We start from the raw sequence: 21,958 nt of genomic DNA, 5'->3' as shown, positions 1-21,958 counted from the left end.
CATTTCCCTGCGGCATCAGGCGGCCCGCCCCAGGCTCTCGAGCGGCATCAGATCCGCGTCGAGCGCCGTGGCCAGCCGCGCGGCGAGCCGCAGCCGGATCGGCCCGGACTCGCAATCGACGACCACGGTGGACACTCCGGCCAGCGCCGGCGCGACAGTGGCCGGGTCGGGTCCGCTCGTGGCCCGCCCGTCCGTGACGACGATCAACAACGGCCGCCGGCGCGGATCCCGGCGACGCTCGGTCGCGATGGTCGCGGCCGCGGTCCGCAGGCCTGCGGCCAATGGCGTACGACCCCCCGTGCGCAACGAGGCCAGCCGCAGCACCCCCACCTCGTGGCTGGACGTGGGCGGCAGCACCTGCTCGGCCGTACTCCCCCGGAACGTGATCATGCCCACCCGATCCCGCCGCTGATAGGCGTCCCGCAACAGCGACAGCACCGCCGTCTTGACCACCGTCATCCGCTTCCGCGCCGCCATCGACCCCGAAGCATCAACCACGAACAACACCAGATTCGACTCCCGCCCCACATGGACGGCCTCCCGCACATCCCGCGGCAGAACCAACGGCCGCGCCCCAGCAGTCCGCCCCCACCCAGCGCCCGCCCGGCCGGCGACGGCCGGCTCGTCCGCCGTTCGCGGGCCCGTCGGCTCGGCCCCGGAGCGACCCAGCTCCACCCGCGCAACATCCGCCGCGCGCTCGGCGCCTGCCAACCCCGAAACGGGACGCTCGTTGCCCGCCCAACCCGAATCAGGGCGCTCGGTCTCTACCCACCCAGAATCTGAGCGCTCAGAGCCCGCCCAACCGGAATCAGAGCGCTCGGTCTCTACCCACCCGGAATCTGAGCGCTCAGAGCCCGCCCAACCGGAATCAGGGCGCTCGGTCTCTACCCACCCGGAATCTTGGCGTTCAGAGCCCGCCCAACTCGAACCAGGGTGCTCAGTACCGGCTCGGCCCGAGTTCGCGCGCTCGGTGCCGGCTCGGTGCAGGGCGGCGCGCAGGGTGGCCGGCAGGTGCGGCGCGCCGGCCAGGCGGCCGGTCGGCACCCGCGAACCCACGACCCGGCCCCGGCGCGACAGCGAAGGCGACCGCCGTCCGGCGTGACCGCCCTCGCCCCGCCGCGCGATGCTCAGGTTCCGGGTGCGAAAGGCCGACCCCGGAGCCACGGCCGCCGCCTCCACCCCCGACCGCTCCTCCTGCTTTCCGGATATTTCCGAAATGTCGGATGAGGTGGAACTGGCGGGCGGCGGCGGGCTGTTGTGGCCGGGCTGTTGGTCCGAGCCCTGCGGCCCGCGGTCCCGCGAATCAGCACCCGGCGACTGCTCACCGCGCGAGTCCTTCGACCCGCCCGGCGACTGGTCGCCCGCCCCGCGGCTGTCCGGCCCATCGCCGTCCGGCCCGTTGTCGTCCGGCCCGTTGTCGTTCGGGCCGTTGTCGTTCGGGCCGTTGTCGTCGGGGCCGGTCGGCGGGTCGTCCGGGTCGTCCTCGCCCAACTCGGTGTCCGCCTGGTCGAGGGCCTCCTCGAGCCGCTGCTCGTCGGTCCCCGGCGGGTCGAGCGGATCCTTGCGCCGCCGATGCGGCAGGGCCAGCCGGGCCGCGTCGCGCACGTCCTCCCGCGTCACCCGCGACCGCCCCGACCAGGCGGCCAGGGCCACCGCGCACCGGGCCACCACGATGTCCGCGCGCATCCCGTCCACCCCGTAGGCCAGGCTGATCAGCGCGATCCGGTCGAGCTCCCGATCCGGCAGCACCACATTCGGCAGCAGCCTCCGCGCCGCCACGATCCGCTCCGCCAGCTCGCGCTCGTCCGAGTCGAAGCGGCCCGCGAACGAGTCCGCGTCCAGCTCGTAGGCCAGCCGCCGCCGCACCACCTCGGCCCGGTCCTTGGCGTCCCGGGGCGCGGTCACGTTGACCACCAGCCCGAACCGGTCGACCAGCTGCGGCCGCGGCTCGCCCTCCTCGGGGTTCATGGTGCCGACCAGCAGGAACCGGGCCGCGTGCTTGACCGACACCCCGTCCCGCTCGACGTGGGCCCGCCCCATCGCCGCCGCGTCCAGCAGCAGGTCGACCAGGTGGTCGGGCAGCAGGTTGACCTCGTCGACGTACAGCACCCCGCGGTGCGCCGCCGCCAGCAACCCCGGCTCGTACGCCTTGACCCCGTCGGCCAGCGCCCGTTGCAGGTCGAGCGTGCCCACCACCCTGTCCTCGGTCGCGCCCACGGGCAGCTCGACCAGCGTCGCCGGCCGGTGGAGGGCCGGGCTGTCCGCGGCGTGGGGACCATCGGGGCAGTGCGGGTCGGGCGCCGCGGGATCGCAGGCGAAACGGCAGCCGCGGACCACCGCGACCTCGGGCAGCAGCGCGGCCAGGGCTCGTACGACAGTGCTTTTGGCTGTGCCCTTCTCACCTCGCACGAGCACTCCGCCCACAGCGGGTGAGACGGCGGTCAGCAGCAGGGCGAGGCGCAGGTCGGCCAGGCCGACCACGGCCGAGAACGGGTACGGCGTCACAGGATCCCTCTCTGCGCGGGTGTCCACGCCCGCGCGGCGGTCAGCACGAGCGGCCGGAGTCTCCTGACTCCCGGATCGTCGCTCGCCGCGCGCCTTCCGGCCTGGTTCGGCCGTGGCCCGGTGGCGGGTCGCTCCCCGGTCACAGTGGCGGGACCGTCCCGGATTCGCACCGGGTTCCTCCGCAACCGCTCGTCCGCCATGCTTTCTCACGGCCGGTCGACGCGTCAACGCGGGGTGATATGAGCCCTACCCCACCGCCTTCTCGGTCGTGGGCAGCGGCGGCGGGGCGAGCCGGTCGAGTTCCTTGACGACGTCGAGCACGGCCAGCGCCGACGACTCGACAAGCGGGCGCATCCGGGCGTAGAGAGCGGCGTCGTCGGGGTCGGGACGATTCGGGGCGCCGACCGGCACGAGCGCCGCCGCTTCGTCGAGGTCGGGCAGCTCACCGAGGGCGTGCCGGGTCAGCAGGCAGGCGCCGAGCGCGGTGCCCTCCGGGGTCTCGGCCACCGCGACCGGCACGTCGAGCGCGGCCGCGAGCACGCCGACCCAGAGCTCGGACGCGACCGCCCCGCCGGTGGCCCGTACCTGGGAAATGGCGATGCCTTGGGCTGTGAACGAGTCGCGGACCAGCGCGAGCTGCTGGCACACCCCCTCGACGGCCGACCGCACGAGATGGGCCCGCCCGTGTTCGCGCCGCAACCCCAGGTAGGCGCCGCGCAGGCCAGGCTTCCACCACGGTGCGCGTTCCCCCAACAGGTACGGCAGGCAGAGCAGCCCGTCGCTGCCGGCGGCCACGCTTTGGGCCTCGACGAGCAGGGCCGCGTCGCGTTCGTCGGCGTCCTCACCCTCGGCGCCGGGGCGTTCGAAGCCGGCCGCGAAACTCTGCCCGGCCCAGCGCACCACCGACCCCGCGTTGTTGACCGCGCCGCCGATCACCCAGCGGTCCTCGGTCAGCGCGTAACAGAACAGCCGCCCCGCCTCGTCGGCCGTGGGCCGGTCGACCACCGTCCGCAGCGCGCCGCTCGTGCCCAGCGAGACCGCCGCCACCCCGGCCGGTGTCGCGCCCACCCCGAGGTTGGCCAACGGCCCGTCGGCGGCCCCGATGACCAGCGGCGTCGCCGGGTCGAGACCCGCCGCCCGGGCCACGTCCAACCGCAATTTCAGTACGGTTGTGGTCGGCAGCACCTCGGCCAGCTGCCCCGCGGTCACGCCCGCGAGGTCGAGCGCCTCCGGGTCCCAGCGGCGCTCGTGGAGGTCGTACAGCCCGGTGCCGCTGGCGATCGAAAGATCCACCGCGTACGGGCCATCGGCCAGCGCGGCCAGCACGAGCTCTTTCACACCGCCCCACCGAGGCGTCTTGAGCAGGGTCTCGGCGTCGTTGTCGCGCCACCAGGCCAGCTTGCTCAGCGGCGACATCGGGTGGACCGGCGTTCCCGTACGCGCCTGGAGGCGATGCCCCCGGCCGTCGGCCCCGATCCGCTCGCTCTGCTCCCCCGCCCGCGCGTCGGCCCAGGTGACCAGCGGTCCGAGCGGCGCGCCGCCGGCGTCCATCGGCACGATCCCGTGCAGGAAGCCGCTGAGCCCGACGCCGATCACCCGGTCGCCGTGCTCGCGGCAGGCCGCGGTCACGTCGACCAGCGCCTTGACCGCGGCGTCGCGCAGCGCGACCGCGTCGAGCTCGGCCCGCCCCGGCCCGGGCACCGCGAGCGGGTAGTGGACGCTGGTCAGCGCGCGGATCGTGCCGTCGGGCCCGGCCGCCACCCCCTTGGTGGCGGTGGTTCCGGTGTCGATCCCGATCACGACGTCCATGCGCGGCCTCCTGCTCGTCCGGTGCCACAAACTTAGGGCAGCCGCACGCGCACCGCTTGTCCGCGGCGGGGGCGCACCTCCAGTTCGGTCGCCGCCGCCGGGATCACGGCCGCTGACCCGGCCACCGGCAGCCAGGCTTCCCTTCGTACGCGGAAAAGCAGTTGGCAGTTGAGCGCGGCCACCGCCACGCCCAGTTCCTGGGGCAGGCGCGCGTGCAGGATCGGATAGGCCAGCCCGAAACCGTCGGTGGCGTCGCTCGACAACCCGTCCTCGAGCCGGCCCAGGTAGTTGACGCGCGGCTTCTCACCGGGCGGGGCGGCCAGCCAGAAGGCGCGGGCCCGGCCGTCCAGGGCCAGGGTCTGCACCACCAACCGGCGCCCGTCGGCCGTCGATCCACTGAGGCGCCACTGGGTCGGGCCGGTCCAGGCGTGATACCCGTACGGGTCGAGGTAGGCCTGCTGCGCGCCGACATCCCACCAGTCCTTCTCGGAGCCGGTCGGCTCGTCCGCCCAGGCTTTCGCACGGCCGGGCAGCGCGTGGTCGATCCGCTCCGGCATCAGGTTCTGGGCGTTGCTGCCGTCGTCGGCCACGGTGTGCATGTTGGCCAGCCACACCTTGTCCGGCGACCCGCCCGACCGCAGCGCGAACGGCACGAACCGCCCCGGGTCCGGGATCGGCCGCACGACCGCTCCGTCGACCTCGATCAGCGGCTCGAACGTCCGCCCGACCCGGCCCCCGGCATCGATCCGGTACTCGCCGGAGAACATGACATCGCTCCCGCCGGTGAAGACCACCAGGACGTCGCGGTCGGGTCCGGCCAGCATCGCCGCCGGCTGCACCGTGCCTTCGGGCACCAGCGTGGCCCCGTCGACCGGCCGCAACTCCCCGTCGACCGTCTCGACGAAGCTCTGCAGGTCGTACCCGTCCCGCATCCCGGAGGGTCCGGTGACCGCGGCCACCGGCCCGCCCGGAGTCCGGCCGATCCAGCGGACCCTCGTCCCTTCCCCGTACGCCTTCCTGACCCGGCCGACCAGCGCGAGATCACCGGCCAGGTCGCCGCGGACCCGGTCGTCGACCGGCAGCGGTCCGTCGCCGCGCCGGGCCAGCGGGGCCAGTCCCGCCCCGGCCACGACGGCCAGCGCCCCGCCGATCGCCGTCCGCCGGCGGATCACCCGGCGACGGCCGCCCGCCCGCACCCGGTCGAGCAGGTCGGGGGCCGGGCTGACGTCGCCGGCGGCCCGGTTGAGCACGTCCCGGATCTCGGTGTCGGTCACCGTTCCACCCCTTCCGGGATCGCCAGCGCCTGCCGGAGCCGTTCCAGCCCGCGCGAGGCGTTGCTCTTGACCGTGCCCTCGCTGCACCCGAGGGCCGCGGCGACCTCGTGCACGGGCAGATCGTCGAGATAACGCAGCACGACCGCGGCCCGCTGCTTGGCCGGCAGTTCGCGCAACGCGTCGAGCACCGCCGAGCGCAGCGCCACGTCCTCGCCGTGGTCCGGCCCCGGCTGCTCGTGCTGCGCGTCCAGCGGCGTCTCGGGGCGCCGGGCCCGCGACCGCCAGCGGTTCGTGGCCCGATTGACCAGGGCCCGGCGGGCGTACGCCTCGGGGGCGCCGTGGATCCGCCGCCATCGCACGTACATCTGCTCCAGAACCTCTTGCAGCAGGTCTTCGGCGGCGTGCCGGTCGCCGGTCAGCAGATACGCGACCCGCAACAGCCCCGTCGATCGACTTCGCACGAAGTCGTCGAACCCCATTCGGTCTCCCCCCGTCATCCATCAGGACAACGGGAACGTCAGGAAGGTTGCATCAGCAGTTTCGCGTAGTCCGCACGCAGCTCGTCGAACCCGTGCTCCTTCGCCGCCTGCCCGCGAACGACCCCGTGCGGATCCCCGTCGAGCAGATGCTGCAGGACGACGACGCAGACGTGCCACCCGGTCGCCACCGACGCGTGGTCGGACGGCTCGACCAGCGTGTGCCGCAACGTCAGCCGCGTGCCACGGCCGGCCGGTTCCAGCTCCCATCGCAGAAGGTCCGCGCCCCACGAGTACTCGAGCACCGAGGGCGGCTCGACCACCCGGACCTCGGCCGGCAGGTCCAGCTTCTCGTCACCGTCCACCATGGTCAGCGTCGTCGCGCCGGTGGCGCCGAGATCGCGCGCGGCACTGAACGGCGCCCATTGGTCGAGCTCGGCCGGATCGGTCAGCGCCGCCCACACCACGGGTGGTGGCTGGCGCAACTCGCGGATGAAGACCAGCGTCCAGGGGTCCTGACCGCCCTCCAGGCGCGCGCCTCCGGCCGTTCCCACGTCGAGTGTCATCCGTCCTCCTTGCGGTCGAGGTGGCGCTCGAGTTCCGCCAGGTGATGCGTCCACATGCGGCGGTACGGCGCCAGCCAGGCGTCGAGTTCCCGGAACGGCCCCGGCTCGAGCCGGTAGACCCGCTGCTGAGCACGGACCTGCGCGGTGACGATGCCGGCCTCCCGCAGCACCCGCAGATGCTTGGAGACGGCGGGCTGGCTCATGCCGAGCGACCCCACCAACTCGGAAACGGTGCACTCCCGCACCCGCAACACATCCACGATCCGCCGCCGAGTCGGCTCAGCCAGCACAGCCAGGGCGTCCATGCCCCCAACATGCCACCTCAGGCATATAACCGTCAAGGCATGCAGTGGTCGCGGCCGTGGACGACCCGACATCCGCCTCGCCGCCCGCCCGCGGACGAACCGCAGCCGCACTGATCGCAACGCACATCCACTGACGGGTAGCCAAATACGCGGCCCACCTGTGGACAACCGGGATGAGCGGACTTCAACGCGCCTTCGAGCTTCCCGATGCCGGTCCTCATGCCGTTCGGCCAGCCGGTGGACAACCGCGGCCGCGCCGCTTCAACGCGCCTTCGGACTTCCTGATGCCGATCGTCAAGCGTTCAACCCGCCTGTGGACAACTGCGGGCGCGTTGAATCAGCGGGGACGGCGCTCGCTTGCTGGTCTCCACCGACGCCGCCGAGGGCGGACAAGGCGGGGCACTGGCGGCGACTTGTGGATGCGGGAGCCCGTCACGGTCGAGCCCATGCGACGTGGGCCGACCGGCAAATCAGCGGGGCGGTGGGGTGCAGCCCGGGCCGGCGGCTCGGCCGCGGACGATGCGGTAGGCGGTGATGTTGCCGTCGAGGTAGCCGGCCAGCTGAGCCGTCGTCGTCGGGGCGTCGCCGTGGGCGCCGACGTAGGCCAGGATCGCGGAGTCGACCGAGCGGCACGTGGCCTTGTCGGCGACCGCGCGGGCCTGCTGCTCGGCCTTGCGAGTGTCGAACTGTGAGTAACAAACGGCGGAAATACTGAGAGTGACCGTCGCTGCCACCGCGATGTGGGAAACATGCACGTCAGCAGCCTAGTCATCTTCACCGAGCGTGCTCATCTGGCCGAACGGACGAGGTTGCCCGCCTTGAGTGTCACTCTGGGTACAACGCCTAAGGTCTGATGAATCAGGCGACCGGGACGTTCGCGCCGAGGAAGGTGAGAATCCGGCCCGTCACCCGCGGGTACCGGGAGTCACCGGGTCGCAGGAACTCGCCGTGACGGGCGCCGGGGATCGTCACGAACTGTTTGGGGAACTGCGCCGACGCGTACGCCTGCCGACCGGCCCGGATCGGCACGACCCGGTCCCGGTCGCCGTGCAGGAACAGCAGCGGCGCGGGCGAACCGCCGAACTCCGCGGGCGGGCGCCGGCCACTGATCGAGACCCCGGCCCGCAGGTACGCCGGATGTCCCGGCCCGAACAGGCCGAGCGTCGTGGTGCCGCCGGCCGAGAACCCGACGGCCGCGACCCGGTCGATGTCGAGATGCCCGGCCAGCACGTCCCCGGGCACGCCGTTCAGCGCCCGCACCGCCTCGATGACGAACGCGGCGTCGGCCGGCTGGTTGACGATGTCCCGCCGGTCGACCCGGCCCAAGCCGTTCGTGAACGGATAGGTCGGCGCCGCCACCACGTACCCGGCCTCGGCCCAACCGGCGGCGAGCGGCGCGAAGTGCCGCGGCAGCCCACCCAACCCGTGACTGAACAGGATGATCGGGTGACGCCCGGCGAGCGCCGACGGATACCAGAGCGTGGTCGGCAGCGGCCGGTCGGCACCCCGCGACAGCTCCAGCAGCCGGCTCACCACCGACCCCTGCGCCGCCGCCGGCCGGGCTGGTCCCAGGCCGTCCAGCAGCAGCGCCAGGAGGGCCAGCACGATGAGGCTCCGCCTCGATGCCCGGGCCAGGGCGCGACGCGGTCCGGATATCGAAAAGGAGCCACGTCTGCGCACGTCGTGAGCGTATGAACGTCACGCAATGCGGTCGATCGCCGTTGTGGGTGACGATGAGACGACGAACATTCCTCGCCCTCGGAGCAACCGCTGCCGGCGTCGCCGGAATGGTGGGATATCGCAGCCGATCGGGCCAACTGGAACCGGTCATCCCGCATGCCCCGGTGGGTGACGAGCGCCTCGAAAGGCGTGAATCGGCCGCCCGGGGACGCCTGGTCGACTTCTACACCGCGGTGCCGGCGGGTCACGGCGCCGGTCGCGGCCTGCCCGTCTGCATCATCCTGCACGGTGGCTCGAAGACGGCCGCCGATTTCCCGGCGCTCGGCTTGGGGCGGTTCCTGACCGATGCCGTACGCCGGGGAAAGCCCCCGTTCGTGCTGGCCGGGGCCACCGGCGACCGCTTGTGGTGGCGCCCCGACGGTGGCGACGACCCGCAGCGGATGGCCCATGAGGAGGTGCCTCGGTGGTGCCGGGAGCGCGGCTTCGACACCTCGCGGATCGCCCTGCTCGGCTGGTCCATGGGCGGGTACGGGTCGCTGCTGCTGGCCGCGGCGTACCCCGGGTTCGCCCGGGCGGTGGTCGCGCTGTCCCCCGCCGTACGCCCGGGGGATGAGATCTTCACCGCGGCCGGGCAGCTGCGGGGCACGAAGGTGGGCCTGTGGTGCGGCCGTCAGGACGGGCTGCTCGACTATGTGCGGGAGCTGGCCCGGACCCTGCCCGAACCGCCCGCGGCCGGCAGCTTCACCGAGGGGCGGCACAATTTCGGTTACTGGTCGCGCTGCCTGCCCGCGGGGATGGACTTCGTGAGTGAAGCTTTACGGCGCTGAAGTCACGTCCGTACCGTGATGACACAGAGCAACGGTCCAACCACGCTGGAGGCTCCCATGCGTCGTGCCGCCGCCGTACTCACCCTCGTCCTCGCCGGCCTGTGGATCGCCACGCCCGCGCAGGCCTTCGCCCACAACGCTGTGCACAGCCCCGCCCTGCACGCTCTGCTCGACGGTCTCACCCTGGTCGTGGCCTCGGCCCCGGTCTGGACGGCGCTGTTGTGGAGCGGCGGCAACCGCTGGTGGCTGGCCGGCCTGATCGCCGTGGTGCAGATCCCGGTCGCCGTCATCGGTTTCGTGCCGATCGCCGACCCGTGGCTGCACCTGGCCCTGTTCGCGACGGCCATCCTCCTGACCGGCGTGTCGCTGCGCGTCGTCCGCCAGCAGGCCCGCGTGGCCGCCGCGCCGGTCAAGCCCTGACCCACTCCCCCGCCGCAACCGGCCAAGCCCTGACCCACTCCCCCGCCGCGCCGGCCAAGCCTCGACCCATCCGACGCGCCCATCAAGCTGACCCATTGCTTGGCGCGCCGGTCAAGCCCTGATCCATTCCCCGCCCGGAGCGCGTACGGCCAGACCGATCACGGTTTGGCCGTCGCGCACCAGTTCGACGTCGGGGCAGCCGTTGACCGGGGCGTGCCAGCCCCCGACGGGGTTACGAACGGCGTTGTGGCGGCAGTGCTCCTCGTCCACATAGCCCCACGCCATGAGTAATTCACGGTCACCCATCGAGTAGCGGCCGACCGTCGCCATGCGGTCGCCCTCGGCCCGGCGGAAGAAATCGGCCCTCAACCCCGGCACGGGAACGCCTTCGAAGGGCGCGTCGAGGACAGTCCGATGCGGTTCATATCCGCTCAAATCAGGCAGCACCCGATCATCAAACCATGTCTCGCACCGAGTTTTAACCTGCGCGTCAAGTGTGATGTTCGACAATGAGCAGATGGTGACCGAGACGATGATGCCGGTCAACGGCATCGAGCTGTGCGTGGCGACGTTCGGCGAGCCCGGCGATCCCGCCCTGCTGCTCATCGCGGGGGCGGCCAGCTCGATGGACTGGTGGGACGACGAGTTCTGCCGCCGCCTGGCCGCGGGCGGGCGGTACGTCATCCGCTACGACCACCGCGACACGGGCCGGTCGACATCGTTCCCGGCCGGCGCCCCACCCTATTCCGATGTGGACCTGGCCCATGACGCGCTCGGCGTGCTCGACGGCCTGAACGTCCACCGGGCCCACCTGGCCGGCCTGTCCATCGGCGGCATGCTGGCCCAGCGCATAGCCGTCGAACGCCCCCACCGCGTGCTGTCCTTGACGCTGATGTCGACGAGCACGTCCCCGCCGGCCTACGAGCTGTCGTTCCCGGACTCCTCCACCGACTCTCCCGCCGAGGCCTCCACCGACATTCCCGCCGGGTCCCCCACCGGAGCCTCCGCCGACCCTTCCGCCGGGTCTTCTACTGGGTCCTCCGCTGACGAGAAACCGACGGACTGGTCCGACCGCCGCTCCGCGATCGACGCCCTGGTGACGTCCACGCGCCGCCTGGGTGGCCCGTTCACCGCGGATGTCGCCCAACTGCGCCGGCTGGCCCAGCGTGTCGTCGACCGAACCCGCGACATGCCCGCCTCACAGACCAACCACTACATCTGCGCCGAGGGCCCACCCATCCGCGACCGCCTGGCCGAGATCACCGCCCCGACGCTGATCCTGCACGGCACCCTCGACCCGTTCTTCACCCCGCCCCACGCCGAGGCGCTGTGCGCAGCCATCCCCGCTGCCCGGCTCGTCTGGCTCGAAGGCGTAGGCCACGAGTTCCCACCCGTCGCCGTCTGGACCCAGGTGATCGACGAGATCATCAACCAGCCCGACCGCCGCACCCAACCCGCGTGACCGTCCATTCATCTTGACTGCATCAATGTTGACTTCAACATTGATGCAGTCAACACATCGCGGCACGCAGGTCGCCGACCCACTACTACTGCCCGAACCAAGACGCGTCACGGGATGATCGCGATCGTGCGGCTTGCCGACCGCCTCGCGGCCAGCGGCGGTCAGTGGCGTAGGCCGTCCATCAGGCGCTTGCCGGCGAGGGCTGAGCCGCCGACTGCGATCAGGTAGCAGAGGAAGAGCGCGGCTGCCGTTCCGGTGCCGGCCACGGCGAAGAAGAAGGCGGCTGCGATCGAGGCTGCGCCTGAGCCCAGCACCAGGAACCAGCTGGTGGCCTTTTCGGCGGGCGTCCAATGGGGTGAGGCGCTGGCCATGAGCATCCCGGCGACGGGGCCGACGCCGGGCAGCACGAACGCCCCGGCGGTGATCAGGCCGATCGCCGTGTATTCAGCCGCTCCCCCACCGGTGGCGGCCGGCGGGGGAGGCGGGACCAGGGCGGGCAACCGGATGTGCGGCGGCAGATGTCCGCGCCGCACCGCCGCGACGAGGGCCTCCGGTGGCCCTAACCGGCGCACGATCTCGGCCGGGTCCTCGATGGGCGAGGACGGCGAGGTGCGCCGCAGCGAGATGTAGTCGGCCACGGTCGTCATGAGGTCGTCGCGCAGTTCGGGCGCGAGATCCTCGCTCTGGGCCCAGAGAGCAGCGAGATAGTCGAGGACGATCACGTCCGTATGAGCGAGCGGTGCCGTCGTCATCCTGTCTCCCCTGAGCTGTTCGGCGCGGTAGAACCAGCATCGACATTCCCCGCCCTCGCAACATCAGCCCGCGGACCGGATCCCACCCTCCGCCTACGACTTTCGGCCGACCCCGCACCGCGACCGGCCACGCGGCAGCCGCCCACCACAGCGCGGGAGGATGGGGGTATGCGCCTTGTTTCGTTGTTGCCGTCGGCTACCGAGATCGTTTATGCCCTGGGGCTTGGGGATGATCTGGTGGGCGTGACCTTCGAGTGCGACGAGCCGGCCTCCGCGCGTGTTGAGAAGACCGTGGTGGTGGGGGGCAAGGACACGCGGGGGATGGCGCCGGGAGAGATCGATGCTTATGTGCGGGGGCGACTGGCTGAGGGTGGGGACCTCTACACGCTGCATGCCGATGCGCTGGCTGATCTGGATCCCGAGCTGATCCTGACCCAGGATCTGTGCCGGGTTTGTGCGTTGCCGTCGGGGCATGTGACGGATGCTCTCGAGCACCTGGGGTGTCGGGCTGATGTGGTGTCGCTCGATCCCTACACGTTGGATGAGGTGCTGGGCACGATCCGGGCGGTGGGGGCGGCCGCCGGGGTGGAGGATCGGGCCGAGAAGTTGATCACAGGTCTGCGGGGGCGACTGACGGCTGTCGCTGCGGCTGTGGCGGGTCGGGGACGGCCGCGGGTGGCTGTCGTCGAGTGGGTCGATCCCCCGTTCACGGCTGGGCACTGGGTGCCTGACCTGGTGGTGGCGGCGGGCGGCGATCCGGTCGCGGCCCGCGGTGGCAAACGGTCGGTCGAGACCACGTACGCCGAACTGGCGACCCCGGCGCCCGAGATCGTGCTGGTCACGCCATGCGGGTTCCACCTCGACGGTGCTGTTGAGCAGGCTCGGCGTGTGGTTCCGCACTTCCCGGACGCACAGGTGTGGGCTCTCGACGCCGACGGCCTGATCGTCCGGCCCGGTCCCCGCCTGGTCGACGGGGTCGAAGCGATCGCCGCGATCCTGCACCCCGGCGCAGTCCCGCTACCCCCGCCCGGTGCCGTCGCCCGCGTGCGCTGAGCGCAACAAGCAGCGCGAGCAACAAGCAGCGCGGGCAACAAGCAGCGCGAGCAACAAGCAGCGCGAGCACAGGGCGGTGGATAGAGTGCGCCCGCCGCGCGGGAACCAGGCGCGGCGGGCGCGGAGTGCGGCCTGCTCAGTGCACGAGCGCGGGGTGGCGGTGCGGGGCCGCCCAGCGCTCACGAGCCGCCGCGCGGATGCGGGAGGCGCGGTACAGCCAGAGGGTGTCGCGGCCGAACGACCAGGTCAGGGAGGCCAGGGCTACGGCCAGCACGACCGTCGTCAACGTTGTCGGCAGCAGGTTGGCCGTGACCAGGGCCAGCACGATGCCCTGCAGGGCGGCCACCACCTTGCGGGAGAAGCGCGGCGGCAGCGCCGCGTTCAGCCACGGCAGGGCCCAGGCCGCGACCACGAATGCGTACCGGAAGGCGCCGATCGCCACCCACCACCAGCCGAAGCGGTCGCCGGCGTAGACGCTCAGGACCAGGATCAGGAAGGCGTCGATCTCCATGTCGAAGCGGGCGCCCAGGGCCGTCGTGGTGCCGGTGCGGCGAGCCACCTGGCCGTCCACGCCGTCCAGGGCCAGCGCCACGCCGGCGATGGCGACCAGGGCCGGCGTGCTCACCGGGTGGACGAACGAGGTGACGACCATCGCGGTCACCCCGCCGACCAGGATCGCGCGGGAGAGGGTCACCGCGTTGGCGGCGCCGATGTGGTGCATGCGGGCCCGGTCGAGCCCGGCGCCGAGCAGACCGCAGAGGACGAGGCCGTAGGCGGCGCCGGCGATCAGGCCGGTCGCGGTGAGTCCGAGCGTGCTGCCGAGCAGCGCCAGCAGCGCTAATTGGGCGGCCAGGCCGACCACCGGCGCCCGAGACGAGTCGCTGGTGGGTGCGGTTACTGAAGTCACCGTGGCCTCCATGTGCAAGATCGGCCGCCGCGTATGGTTGCCGTCGTCAGCGCTTAACACGCGCTGCGACGGCGTTCGGTTCAGCGGGCGGAGGGAACAGTCATGTCGAGTGACGCGTACGCGTTCTGGATCGCCGAGCCGGGCCGGGGTGAGATCCGGCCGGTGACGCTGGGTGAGCCGGGCCCCGACGAGGTGCTCGTCCGCACCTTGCACACGGGCGTGAGCAGGGGAACCGAGACTCTCGTGTTCTCCGGGCGGGTGCCGGAGAGTCAGTGGTCGGCGATGCGGGCCCCCTTCCAGGAGGGTGATTTCCCGGCCCCGGTGAAATACGGCTACCTCAACGTCGGCCTGGTCGAGCAGGGCCCGCCCGAGCTGCTCGGACGCACCGTCTTCAGCCTCTATACCCACCAAACTCGGTTTATCGCTCCCATTTCATCCGTCACGGTGGTTCCGGACGACGTGCCCGCGCACCGGGCCGTTCTGGCCGGCACGGTGGAGACCGCGGTCAATGCCCTCTGGGACGCCCGCCCGCTCATCGGCGACCGGATCGCCGTCGTGGGCGGGGGCATGGTGGGTGGGTGCGCGGCGGCGATTCTCGCGCGCTTTCCGGGCGTACGGGTCCAGATCGTCGACACAGATGCGGGGCGCGCAGAAATGGCAGCGCGACTCTGCGCCGGATTCGCATCGCCCGAGACGGCGCTGGGTGACTGTGATCTGGTGATCCACGCGAGCGCGACCGAAGCCGGCCTGACCCGCTCGCTCGAGTTGGTCGCTCCCGAGGGCACGGTGGTCGAGCTCAGCTGGTACGGCGACAAACCGGTCAGCGTGCCGCTGGGCGAGTTCTTCCACTCCCGCCGCCTGACCATCCGCGGCAGTCAGGTCGGCGGAATCGTCCCGGGCCGCCGCCGCTCGTACGCCGACCGCCTGACTCTCTCGCTCGACCTGCTGCGGGACGACCGGTTCGAGGCGCTCGTCACCGGGCACTCCCCGTTCGCCGAGCTGCCCGAGGTGCTGCCCCGCCTCGCGGACGGTAGCCTTCCCGCCCTCTGCCACGTGATCGACTATCCCGAGGAGTAGCTCTTGTTCAGCATCACCGTCCGCGACCACATCATGATCGCGCACAGCTTCTCCGGTGAGGTGTTCGGACCGGCGCAGAAGCTGCACGGCGCGACCTTCGTGGTGGACGCGACGTTCCGCCGGCCCGAGCTCGACGACGACAACATCGTGGTCGACATCGGCCTGGCCTCGCAGGAGCTGCACGCGATCTGCGGCGGCCTGAGCTACCGCAACCTGGACGACGAGCCCGACTTCCTGGGCATCAACACGTCGACCGAGTTCCTGGCCAAGGTGATCGCCGACCGCCTGGCGGACAAAATCGGGGCGGGCGACCTGGGCCCCGGCGCCGCGGGCCTGACCGGCCTCACGATCACCCTGCACGAGTCACACATCGCCTGGGCCTCGTACGAGCGCGATCTGTGACCTCGAGCTCCACCCCCGCCGCCGGCGGCGGAACACGGACACTGTGGGCGGTGCTGCCGGGCGGCGTCGACGACCCGACCGCGCCGAGCGGCGGCAATCGGTACGACCGGGCGGTGCTGTCGCTGCTGCCGGACGTGCACGAGATCGCCGTACCCGGTTCGTGGCCCAGCCCCGAGCCGGCCGCCCGCCGCGCCCTGACGGCCGCCCTGGCCGACATTCCCGACAAGTCCGATGTGCTGATTGACGGGCTCGTCGGGTGTGGGGTGCCGGAGATCCTGGCCCCGCACGCCCTGCGCCTGCGGCTGATCGTGCTCGTCCACCTGCCGCTCAGCGACGAGACGGGTCTCTCCCCCGCGCTCGCCGACGACCTGCGGGCCAAGGAACGCCGGGCCCTGCATCTGGCCACCACCGTGATCGCCACCAGCGAGGCCGCGGCCGAGCGGGTCGCCATCCTGCACGACCTGCCCCGGGTCGAGGTCGCCCCGCCCGGCGTCGACCCGGCCGACCTGGCCGAACCGCGTCCGGACGGTCGACGGCTGTTGTGCGTGGCCGCGGTCAGCCCCCGCAAAGGGCAGGACCTGCTGGTCGCGGCGTTGGAGGACGACCTCGCCGAGCTCGACTGGGAGTGCACGTTCGCCGGCGCGCTGATCCGGCCCGTCCCGCACCACGACCGCCGCTTGCGCTTCGCGGGGGCACTGCCTCCGGCTGAGCTCGATGGCGCGTACAAAAGCTCGGATGTCTTGATCTTGCCTTCCCGGGCCGAGACGTACGGGATGGTGGTGACCGAGGCCCTCGCCCGCGGCCTACCGGTGATCGCTACGGCGGTCGGTGGCGTGCCCGAAGCCCTCGGCACGGTGGCCGGCACCACAGCGTTCGGCGCCGAACCGCCCGACAGCGCAGCCGAGCCCGGAATCCGGCCGGGCATCCTGATCCCACCCGACGATCGAGCCGCCTTGGCCGCCGCCCTGCGATCCTGGCTCACCGATGACGCGCTACGCCAACGCCTGCGCGCCGCCGCCCGGGCCCGGCGGGAAACCCTCCCGACCTGGGCCGGAACCGCCCGCCTGTTGTCCACCATCTGCACAGGAGATCCCGCATGACCGGAGAGTTCAGCCCGACCTGGCTCAGCCTGCGTGAGCCCGCCGACGCCGAGGCCCGCGCGGCCGACCTGGTCGACCGGCTGCCGCGGCCGGTCAATGTGATCCGCGACCTGGGCTGCGGCACCGGCTCGATGGCGCGCTGGCTGGCCCCGAAGCTGGGCGGGCCGCAGCACTGGATCCTGGCCGACCGGGACCCGAAGCTGCTGCACTACGCCACCTCGCACGTGCGGCTGCCGGACGTCACCGTCGAGGGCGCGCTGAGCGACGTGACCGCGCTGACGGCGGCCGACCTCGACGGCACCGACCTGGTGACCTGTTCGGCGCTGCTCGACCTGCTGACCGAGGCCGAGATCGACTCGCTGGTGGCCGTGCTGGCCGCGGCCCGGGTCACCGCCCTGTTCACGCTGTCGGTGGCGGGTGAGGTCAGCCTCGACCCGGCCCGCCCCGAGGACGACGCCGTGGCCGCCGCGTTCGACGCGCACCAGCGCCGCGTGGACGGCGGGCGCCGGCTGCTGGGTCCGGACGCGCCGGCGTACGCCGCTCAGGCCTTCGAGAAGGCCGGCGCGACGGTCGTCACCCGGCCGAGTGTCTGGCGCCTCGGACCGGAGCTCCCGGAGCTGACCGCGGAGTGGCTGCGAGGCTGGGTCTCCGCAGCTCAGGAGCAGGATCCGGCGGTCGTGCGGGACGACTACCTGACCACCCGTCTGAGCGACCTCCCCCGGGCCTCGGTCGGACATGTCGATCTTTTGGCGACCTTCGGCTGAACCCTTTGTGCCCGCCCCGGCGTACTAGGGGAAAGAGCGGGCTATTCGAAGGGAACGCGACGTGGGGCGAATCTGGGCTTGGGCACGGATCCTGGGCGGGGTGGGGATCCTGGCCTTCCTGCTGTGGCGGCTCGGCACCGGCGCCTTCGTCGACGGCCTGCGGGTGATCTCGCTGCCCGCCCTGGGTCTGGCCTTCGCGATCGGGGTCGCCACCACCGTGTTCAGCGCCTGGCGCTGGTGCCTGGTGGCGCGCGGCCTCGGCCTGCGGCTCTCGTTCCCGGCCGCGATCGCCGACTACTACAAGGCGCTGTTCCTCAACGCCGCGCTGCCGGGCGGGGTGCTCGGCGACGTCGACCGGGCCGTGCAGCACGGCCGCGACGAGGGTGACGTGGCCAAGAGCGTACGAGCCGTGGTGCTCGAACGCACCGCCGGCCAGCTGGTGTTCCTGGTCATCGCCGTGACCGTGCTGCTGACCGTCCCCTCCCCCGTCCTGACCGTCCTGCAGCAGCACGGCTTCGTCGTCGCCACCGTGCTGCTGGCCGTGGCCCTGGCCGCCGTGATCCTGCTGATGGCCTTCCGCAAGCTGCGCCAGGGCGGGTCGCGGGTGGCGTCCGCGGTGCGCACGGGCCTGGCCGAGATCCGCACCGGCCTGCTGGCCCGCCGCAACTGGCCGGGCGTGACGCTGGCCTCGGTCGTCGTGGTCGTCGGCCACCTGGCCACGTTCGTGGTCGCGGCCCGCGCCGCCGGTTCCGCCGAGTCGCTGGTCCGCCTGGTCCCGCTGATGCTGCTGGCCCTGCTGGCGATGTCGTTGCCGCTCAACGTCGGTGGCTGGGGCCCGCGCGAGGCCGTCACGGCGTGGGCCTTCGGCGCGGCCGGTCTGAGCGCGACCCAGGGTCTGACCACGGCCGTGGTGTACGGGGTGTTCGCGTTCGTCGCCGCCCTGCCGGGTGCCGCGGTGCTGATCGTTCGCGGTCTGGCCCGCCTGCGCACCGCTACCGCGGTCCGCCTGGCCGCGCCGATCTCCCCGGCGGTGCCGTACGCCGTCCCGGCTCCGGTGGTCGAACCGGCCCCGGTCGCCCGCGAGCTCGTCCGCGCCTAACGCATGCTCACGAGCTCAATTCGCCTCGAACCGGTCGGAAAGCGCATAGCGCAGCAGGACGACGTCGCCGATCTGGCGCACCTCGGCCAGCGTGGCGCGGCGCCCCGGTCCCCACGGGAACTCGCCGTCACTGACGAAGCGCGGCGCCCGCGAGTCGCCCACGAAGAACGGGGCCACCACCAGCTGCAGCTCGTCGGCCAGCCCGGCCGTCAGGAACTGGGTGTGCATGGTGCCGCCGCCCTCGACCATCAGCCGGCGCACGCCGCGCCCGGCCAGGTCGGCCGTCACCCGGTGCAGATCGAGCGGGTCGCCGCCGTCGATCACGGTGGCCACCGCGCCGAGCCGCTGCCGGGCCGAGTCGCAGGTCGAGGAAGCGCAGTACACCAGCTTGTCCACGTCCCCTACGGTGAAGAACCGTGCAGCGGGATCGATGTCGCACCGGCCGGTCACGGTGACCTTCACGGGGTTCGCCGCCTCGCCGCGCGCCACCCGGGCCGCGCGGCGCTCGGCCGAGCGCACCAGCAGGCGCGGGTCGTCCTGCCGGATGGTCGCGGCCCCGACGAGGATCGCGTCACAACTGCTACGAACGGCATCGACGCGGTCGAAATCGGCTTCGTTGGACAGCAACAGCCGTTCCTGGGCCGCGTCGTCGAGGTATCCGTCGATCGACATGCCGCAGCTCAGCAGGGTGTAAGGACGCAGGACCACTGATGACGCCTCCAGTAGAGCGACGATCGTCACCCGGGCCGACAGTTGCGTCCAAGATAATCCGCGACACGATTACTGGCACATTCGCGTTCTGTTGCGGTGCGGTGACTCCGCCGGCGGGTATAGCGGATCAACGGGGAACCAACGAGGAGGACCGATGTTAGAAGCCACGCTGCGGCAGCAGGTGTCCGTGCCACTGCGTTTCGGCGACGGCTACGCCACGACCGCCCGGGTGATGACCTTCGACGGCCTGGTCGACGGCAAGGAGCATCTGGCCCTGGGCCTGGGTGACTGGCAACGCGCGTTGAAGAAGTCGGCCGCCGGGGGCCGGGCGCCCCTGGTGCGCCCGCACAGCGAGTGCCTGACCGGCGACGTGTTCGGCAGCCAGCGGTGCGACTGCGGCCCCCAGCTGCGCGAGGCCGTCGAGCGGATCGCCGAGCAGGGCGGCTTCCTGCTCTACCTGCGGCAGGAGGGGCGCGGCATCGGGCTCTACGCCAAGCTCGACGCGTACGCCCTGCAGGATGCCGGTCTGGACACGTACGAGGCGAACGTGGCGCTGGGCCGGGGCGAGGACGAACGCGACTACACCGCGGCGGCCCAGATGCTGCTGGCGCTGGGGGCCGACCGGATCCGGCTGCTGAGCAACAACCCGGACAAGGCCATCCAGCTCGAGAAGTCCGGCATCGAGGTCGCCCAGCGGGTGCCGACCGGGGTCCACATGTCCGCGGCGAACGTCCGTTACCTGGCCACGAAGGCCTCCCACACAGCTCACACGATCGAGCTACCGCTGGCCGAGTGACGTTCATGGCCCGGGGTCAGGCAGGATGAACGGATGGTGGACGACCCCTCGCTGGTGCTGGCCGCGGTCGACCAGGTGCCCTTCATCCTCGCCGTGTGCGAGGGCCCGGAGCTGCGGGTGCTCACGCTCAGCGCGGCCACCCGCTCGGTGCTGGCCGGTCGCGAGTTCCGCGGCCGGCCCATCCGCGAGGTGATCAAAGACCTGGCCGGCCAGCAGTTCGTCGACGCCTACTACGAGGTCTACCGCACCGGGGAGCCGGTCAACGGCCGCGAGTGGCGGGCCCACATCTCGGCCCCCGACGGGTCGGTGCACGAGATGTTCGCGAACTTCACCATCACGCCCTGGGTCGTCGACGGCGAACGCCGCGGCGTGATCGGCATCGGCTTCGACGTCACCGAGGCCGTGCGGCAGCGTCAGGCCGAGGCCGAGCGGACGGCCACCCTGCAGCGGCGCTACGAGCAGAGCCGCGAGGTGATCACCGCCCTGCAGCGCGAGTTGTTGCCGGCCGGGCTCCCCGTGCTGCCGGGGGCTCAGGTGGCGGCCAGCTATCTGCTGGCCGAGGCCGACTCGGCGGCCGGCGGCGACTGGTTCGACGCGGTGGCCCAGCGCGACGGCCGGATCGCCCTGATCGTGGGCGACGTGGTCGGTCACGGGGTCACCGCCTCGGGGGTGATGGGCCAGCTGCGCGCCGTGCTGCAGGACAGGCTGGAGGAGGGCGCCGGGATCGACGAGGCGCTGACCGCGGCCGACCGGTTCGCGGCCCGGGTGCCGGCCGCCCACGCGACCACGGTGGCGCTGGTCGCGCTCGACCCGGTGAGCGGCGAGCTCACGTACTGCACGGCCGGGCACCCGGCGCCGCTGGTGGTCGGGCCGGCCGGCGCCACCCGCTATCTGCCGCTGACCGGTGGGGCGCCGCTGGGCACGGGCGGCACGTTCCCGGTCGGCCGCGACCGCCTCGACGTCGGCGACCTGCTGCTGCTCTACAGCGACGGGATCCTCGAACGGCCCGGGCGCGACCACCGGACCAGCGCCGAGGAGCTGGCCCACGTGGCCGCCGACAGCGCGGCCGGGCGGGCGCTGCACGACCCGGCGGCGACCCCGGCCGAGCGGGTCTGCACGCACACGGTCGAGCTGCTGGTGCGGGCGACCGGGCACACCGACGACATCACCCTGCTCGCCGTGCAACGCGTCCCGGTCGTGCCCGATCTCGCCCTCGAGCTGCCGGCCGACCCGCACGAGCTGCGGGCGGCCCGGCGCCGGCTGGGCGAGTGGCTCGGCCGGATCGGCGCGACCGGGGAGGACGTCTTCGCCCTGCAGCACGCGGTGGGCGAGCTGCTGGCCAACGCCGTCGAGCACGCCGGGACGACCGTGGGGGCGACCGTGGCGGTCACCGCGACGCTGACCCCGGCCGGGGTCGTGCTGGCCTCGGTGGCCGACAGCGGACGGTGGCAGGAGCCGCAGCGACAGGTCAACCGCGGGCGCGGCCTGGCCCTGGCGGCACAGCTCGTGGCCCTGCTCAAGGTGGACCACGCCGCGACCGGCACGGTGGCCCGCGTGTCCCAGCCGCTGAGCCGGCCGGCCCGGCTGCTCGATCTGTCGACGGCCCGCGCGGCCGCCGAGCCGACGGCGGACGAGGTCACCTTCCGGATCGTCGAGCAGGCCGGCGGCGACGAGACCCGGGTGCGGGTCGAGGGGCCGCTCGACCTGACCACGGCCACGCTGGCCCGGCAGGAACTGCTGCGGCGCAGCCGGGGCGGCACGGTGCCGATGACGGTGGATCTGTCGGCGGTCACGCATCTGTCCAGCGCCGGGGTGTCGGCCCTGCACCACGTGGCCGGTCAGCACGCGGCCCAGGACGCTCCGCTCGTGCTCGACGCCACGCCGGGCACCCCCGCACAGGTGATTCTCGCGTTGGTGGCGCTGCTGCCGGCGCGCTGATGACGCGGGTTATCCACAATTCGCCGCTGTCCACA

Annotated in this window: 23 protein-coding genes and 1 riboswitch; of the genes, 11 read left to right on the top strand and 12 right to left on the bottom strand. The window is 72.4% G+C overall.

All coding sequences use genetic code 11. The features are described 5' to 3' along the window. Window positions 1-15: 15 nt before the first annotated feature. The 8 genes from M1L60_RS05365 to M1L60_RS05330 form a co-directional block, all read right to left on the bottom strand. On the bottom strand, window positions 16-2,505 hold the full coding sequence (locus tag M1L60_RS05365) for a VWA domain-containing protein (protein WP_253236154.1): 2,490 nt from the start codon (window positions 2,503-2,505) through the stop codon (window positions 16-18). A gap of 57 nt (window positions 2,506-2,562) precedes the next feature. Next, window positions 2,563-2,684: riboswitch (cobalamin riboswitch) on the bottom strand. Window positions 2,685-2,751: 67 nt separating this feature from the next. Further along, window positions 2,752-4,314 (bottom strand): gluconokinase, encoded by a 1,563-nt coding sequence (locus M1L60_RS05360; RefSeq protein ID WP_253236153.1) that lies wholly within the window; start codon window positions 4,312-4,314, stop codon window positions 2,752-2,754. A gap of 32 nt (window positions 4,315-4,346) precedes the next feature. Continuing rightward, window positions 4,347-5,588: a hypothetical protein gene (locus M1L60_RS05355; RefSeq protein ID WP_253236152.1), complete on the bottom strand. Its 1,242-nt coding sequence runs from the start codon at window positions 5,586-5,588 to the stop codon at window positions 4,347-4,349. After that, window positions 5,585-6,067: a SigE family RNA polymerase sigma factor gene (locus M1L60_RS05350; RefSeq protein WP_253236151.1), complete on the bottom strand. Its 483-nt coding sequence runs from the start codon at window positions 6,065-6,067 to the stop codon at window positions 5,585-5,587. The genes M1L60_RS05355 and M1L60_RS05350 overlap by 4 nt, the downstream gene beginning before the upstream one ends. 38 nt (window positions 6,068-6,105) lie before the next feature. Continuing rightward, window positions 6,106-6,630 (bottom strand): SRPBCC family protein, encoded by a 525-nt coding sequence (locus M1L60_RS05345; RefSeq protein WP_253236150.1) that lies wholly within the window; start codon window positions 6,628-6,630, stop codon window positions 6,106-6,108. After that, window positions 6,627-6,935 carry an ArsR/SmtB family transcription factor gene (locus M1L60_RS05340; RefSeq protein ID WP_253236149.1) on the bottom strand — a complete coding sequence of 103 codons (309 nt, stop codon included), beginning with the start codon at window positions 6,933-6,935 and terminating at the stop codon, window positions 6,627-6,629. Before M1L60_RS05340 ends, M1L60_RS05345 begins: the two co-directional genes overlap by 4 nt. Window positions 6,936-7,405: 470 nt before the next feature. Further along, on the bottom strand, window positions 7,406-7,690 hold the full coding sequence (locus tag M1L60_RS05335) for a hypothetical protein (RefSeq protein WP_253236148.1): 285 nt from the start codon (window positions 7,688-7,690) through the stop codon (window positions 7,406-7,408). Window positions 7,691-7,793: 103 nt separating this feature from the next. Further along, a complete protein-coding gene (locus M1L60_RS05330; RefSeq protein ID WP_253236147.1) occupies window positions 7,794-8,540 on the bottom strand; it encodes an alpha/beta hydrolase family protein in 747 nt (248 codons plus the stop codon). A 239-nt stretch (window positions 8,541-8,779) separates the two neighbouring features. Here M1L60_RS05330 and M1L60_RS05325 point away from each other — a divergent pair, with 239 nt between their 5' ends. After that, window positions 8,780-9,442: an alpha/beta hydrolase-fold protein gene (locus tag M1L60_RS05325; protein ID WP_308208429.1), complete on the top strand. Its 663-nt coding sequence runs from the start codon at window positions 8,780-8,782 to the stop codon at window positions 9,440-9,442. 57 nt (window positions 9,443-9,499) lie between these two features. Then, entirely contained in the window at window positions 9,500-9,862 is a 363-nt protein-coding gene (locus M1L60_RS05320; protein WP_253236146.1) for a hypothetical protein, read from the top strand. 111 nt (window positions 9,863-9,973) lie between these two features. Here the strand turns inward: M1L60_RS05320 and M1L60_RS05315 are convergent, their stop codons facing one another. Then, the gene (locus M1L60_RS05315; RefSeq protein WP_253236145.1) at window positions 9,974-10,408 is read right to left on the bottom strand and encodes a hypothetical protein; all 435 of its coding nucleotides are present in this window, start codon (window positions 10,406-10,408) and stop codon (window positions 9,974-9,976) included. Between M1L60_RS05315 and M1L60_RS05310 the strand changes: the two genes are divergently transcribed. Then, window positions 10,380-11,324, top strand: coding sequence for an alpha/beta fold hydrolase (locus M1L60_RS05310; RefSeq protein ID WP_253236144.1), 945 nt, complete (start codon window positions 10,380-10,382; stop codon window positions 11,322-11,324). The two genes, M1L60_RS05315 and M1L60_RS05310, sit on opposite strands and share 29 nt — an antisense overlap. Before the next feature lie 161 nt (window positions 11,325-11,485). Here the strand turns inward: M1L60_RS05310 and M1L60_RS05305 are convergent, their stop codons facing one another. Continuing rightward, window positions 11,486-12,076 carry an HAAS signaling domain-containing protein gene (locus M1L60_RS05305; RefSeq protein WP_253236143.1) on the bottom strand — a complete coding sequence of 197 codons (591 nt, stop codon included), beginning with the start codon at window positions 12,074-12,076 and terminating at the stop codon, window positions 11,486-11,488. 168 nt (window positions 12,077-12,244) lie between these two features. On the opposite strand from M1L60_RS05305, the gene M1L60_RS05300 reads away from it, so the two are divergent. Further along, on the top strand, window positions 12,245-13,129 hold the full coding sequence (locus tag M1L60_RS05300; RefSeq protein WP_253236142.1) for an ABC transporter substrate-binding protein: 885 nt from the start codon (window positions 12,245-12,247) through the stop codon (window positions 13,127-13,129). Between the two features lie 136 nt (window positions 13,130-13,265). On the opposite strand, the gene M1L60_RS05295 is transcribed toward M1L60_RS05300, so the two are convergent. Beyond that, on the bottom strand, window positions 13,266-14,036 hold the full coding sequence (locus M1L60_RS05295; protein ID WP_253236141.1) for a CDP-alcohol phosphatidyltransferase family protein: 771 nt from the start codon (window positions 14,034-14,036) through the stop codon (window positions 13,266-13,268). A gap of 102 nt (window positions 14,037-14,138) precedes the next feature. Here M1L60_RS05295 and M1L60_RS05290 point away from each other — a divergent pair, with 102 nt between their 5' ends. The 5 genes from M1L60_RS05290 (at window position 14,139) to M1L60_RS05270 (ending at window position 18,478) form a co-directional block, all read left to right on the top strand. Next, a complete protein-coding gene (locus M1L60_RS05290; RefSeq protein WP_253236140.1) occupies window positions 14,139-15,113 on the top strand; it encodes a zinc-dependent alcohol dehydrogenase in 975 nt (324 codons plus the stop codon). A gap of 3 nt (window positions 15,114-15,116) precedes the next feature. Next, window positions 15,117-15,515: a 6-pyruvoyl trahydropterin synthase family protein gene (locus tag M1L60_RS05285; protein ID WP_253236139.1), complete on the top strand. Its 399-nt coding sequence runs from the start codon at window positions 15,117-15,119 to the stop codon at window positions 15,513-15,515. Further along, complete coding sequence (locus tag M1L60_RS05280; RefSeq protein ID WP_253236138.1) at window positions 15,512-16,615, top strand: glycosyltransferase family 4 protein; 1,104 nt, start codon at window positions 15,512-15,514, stop codon at window positions 16,613-16,615. The genes M1L60_RS05285 and M1L60_RS05280 overlap by 4 nt, the downstream gene beginning before the upstream one ends. Next, a complete protein-coding gene (locus M1L60_RS05275; RefSeq protein WP_253236137.1) occupies window positions 16,612-17,379 on the top strand; it encodes a class I SAM-dependent methyltransferase in 768 nt (255 codons plus the stop codon). Before M1L60_RS05280 ends, M1L60_RS05275 begins: the two co-directional genes overlap by 4 nt. A 61-nt stretch (window positions 17,380-17,440) precedes the next feature. Continuing rightward, a complete protein-coding gene (locus M1L60_RS05270; RefSeq protein WP_253236136.1) occupies window positions 17,441-18,478 on the top strand; it encodes a lysylphosphatidylglycerol synthase transmembrane domain-containing protein in 1,038 nt (345 codons plus the stop codon). Between the two features lie 15 nt (window positions 18,479-18,493). Here the strand turns inward: M1L60_RS05270 and M1L60_RS05265 are convergent, their stop codons facing one another. After that, window positions 18,494-19,186: a RibD family protein gene (locus M1L60_RS05265; protein ID WP_253236490.1), complete on the bottom strand. Its 693-nt coding sequence runs from the start codon at window positions 19,184-19,186 to the stop codon at window positions 18,494-18,496. A gap of 157 nt (window positions 19,187-19,343) precedes the next feature. Here M1L60_RS05265 and M1L60_RS05260 point away from each other — a divergent pair, with 157 nt between their 5' ends. Together M1L60_RS05260 and M1L60_RS05255 are read left to right on the top strand one after the other, a co-directional pair. After that, window positions 19,344-19,985 carry a GTP cyclohydrolase II gene (locus tag M1L60_RS05260; protein WP_253236135.1) on the top strand — a complete coding sequence of 214 codons (642 nt, stop codon included), beginning with the start codon at window positions 19,344-19,346 and terminating at the stop codon, window positions 19,983-19,985. A 33-nt stretch (window positions 19,986-20,018) separates the two neighbouring features. Continuing rightward, the gene (locus M1L60_RS05255) at window positions 20,019-21,923 is read left to right on the top strand and encodes a SpoIIE family protein phosphatase (protein ID WP_253236134.1); all 1,905 of its coding nucleotides are present in this window, start codon (window positions 20,019-20,021) and stop codon (window positions 21,921-21,923) included. The last annotated feature ends 35 nt before the right edge of the window (window positions 21,924-21,958 follow it).

The organism is Paractinoplanes aksuensis, assembly GCF_024137025.1.
Classification (GTDB): domain Bacteria; phylum Actinomycetota; class Actinomycetes; order Mycobacteriales; family Micromonosporaceae; genus Actinoplanes; species Actinoplanes aksuensis.
Note: the sequence above shows the minus strand (reverse complement) of the source record. Positions and strands in the feature narration are given on the sequence as shown.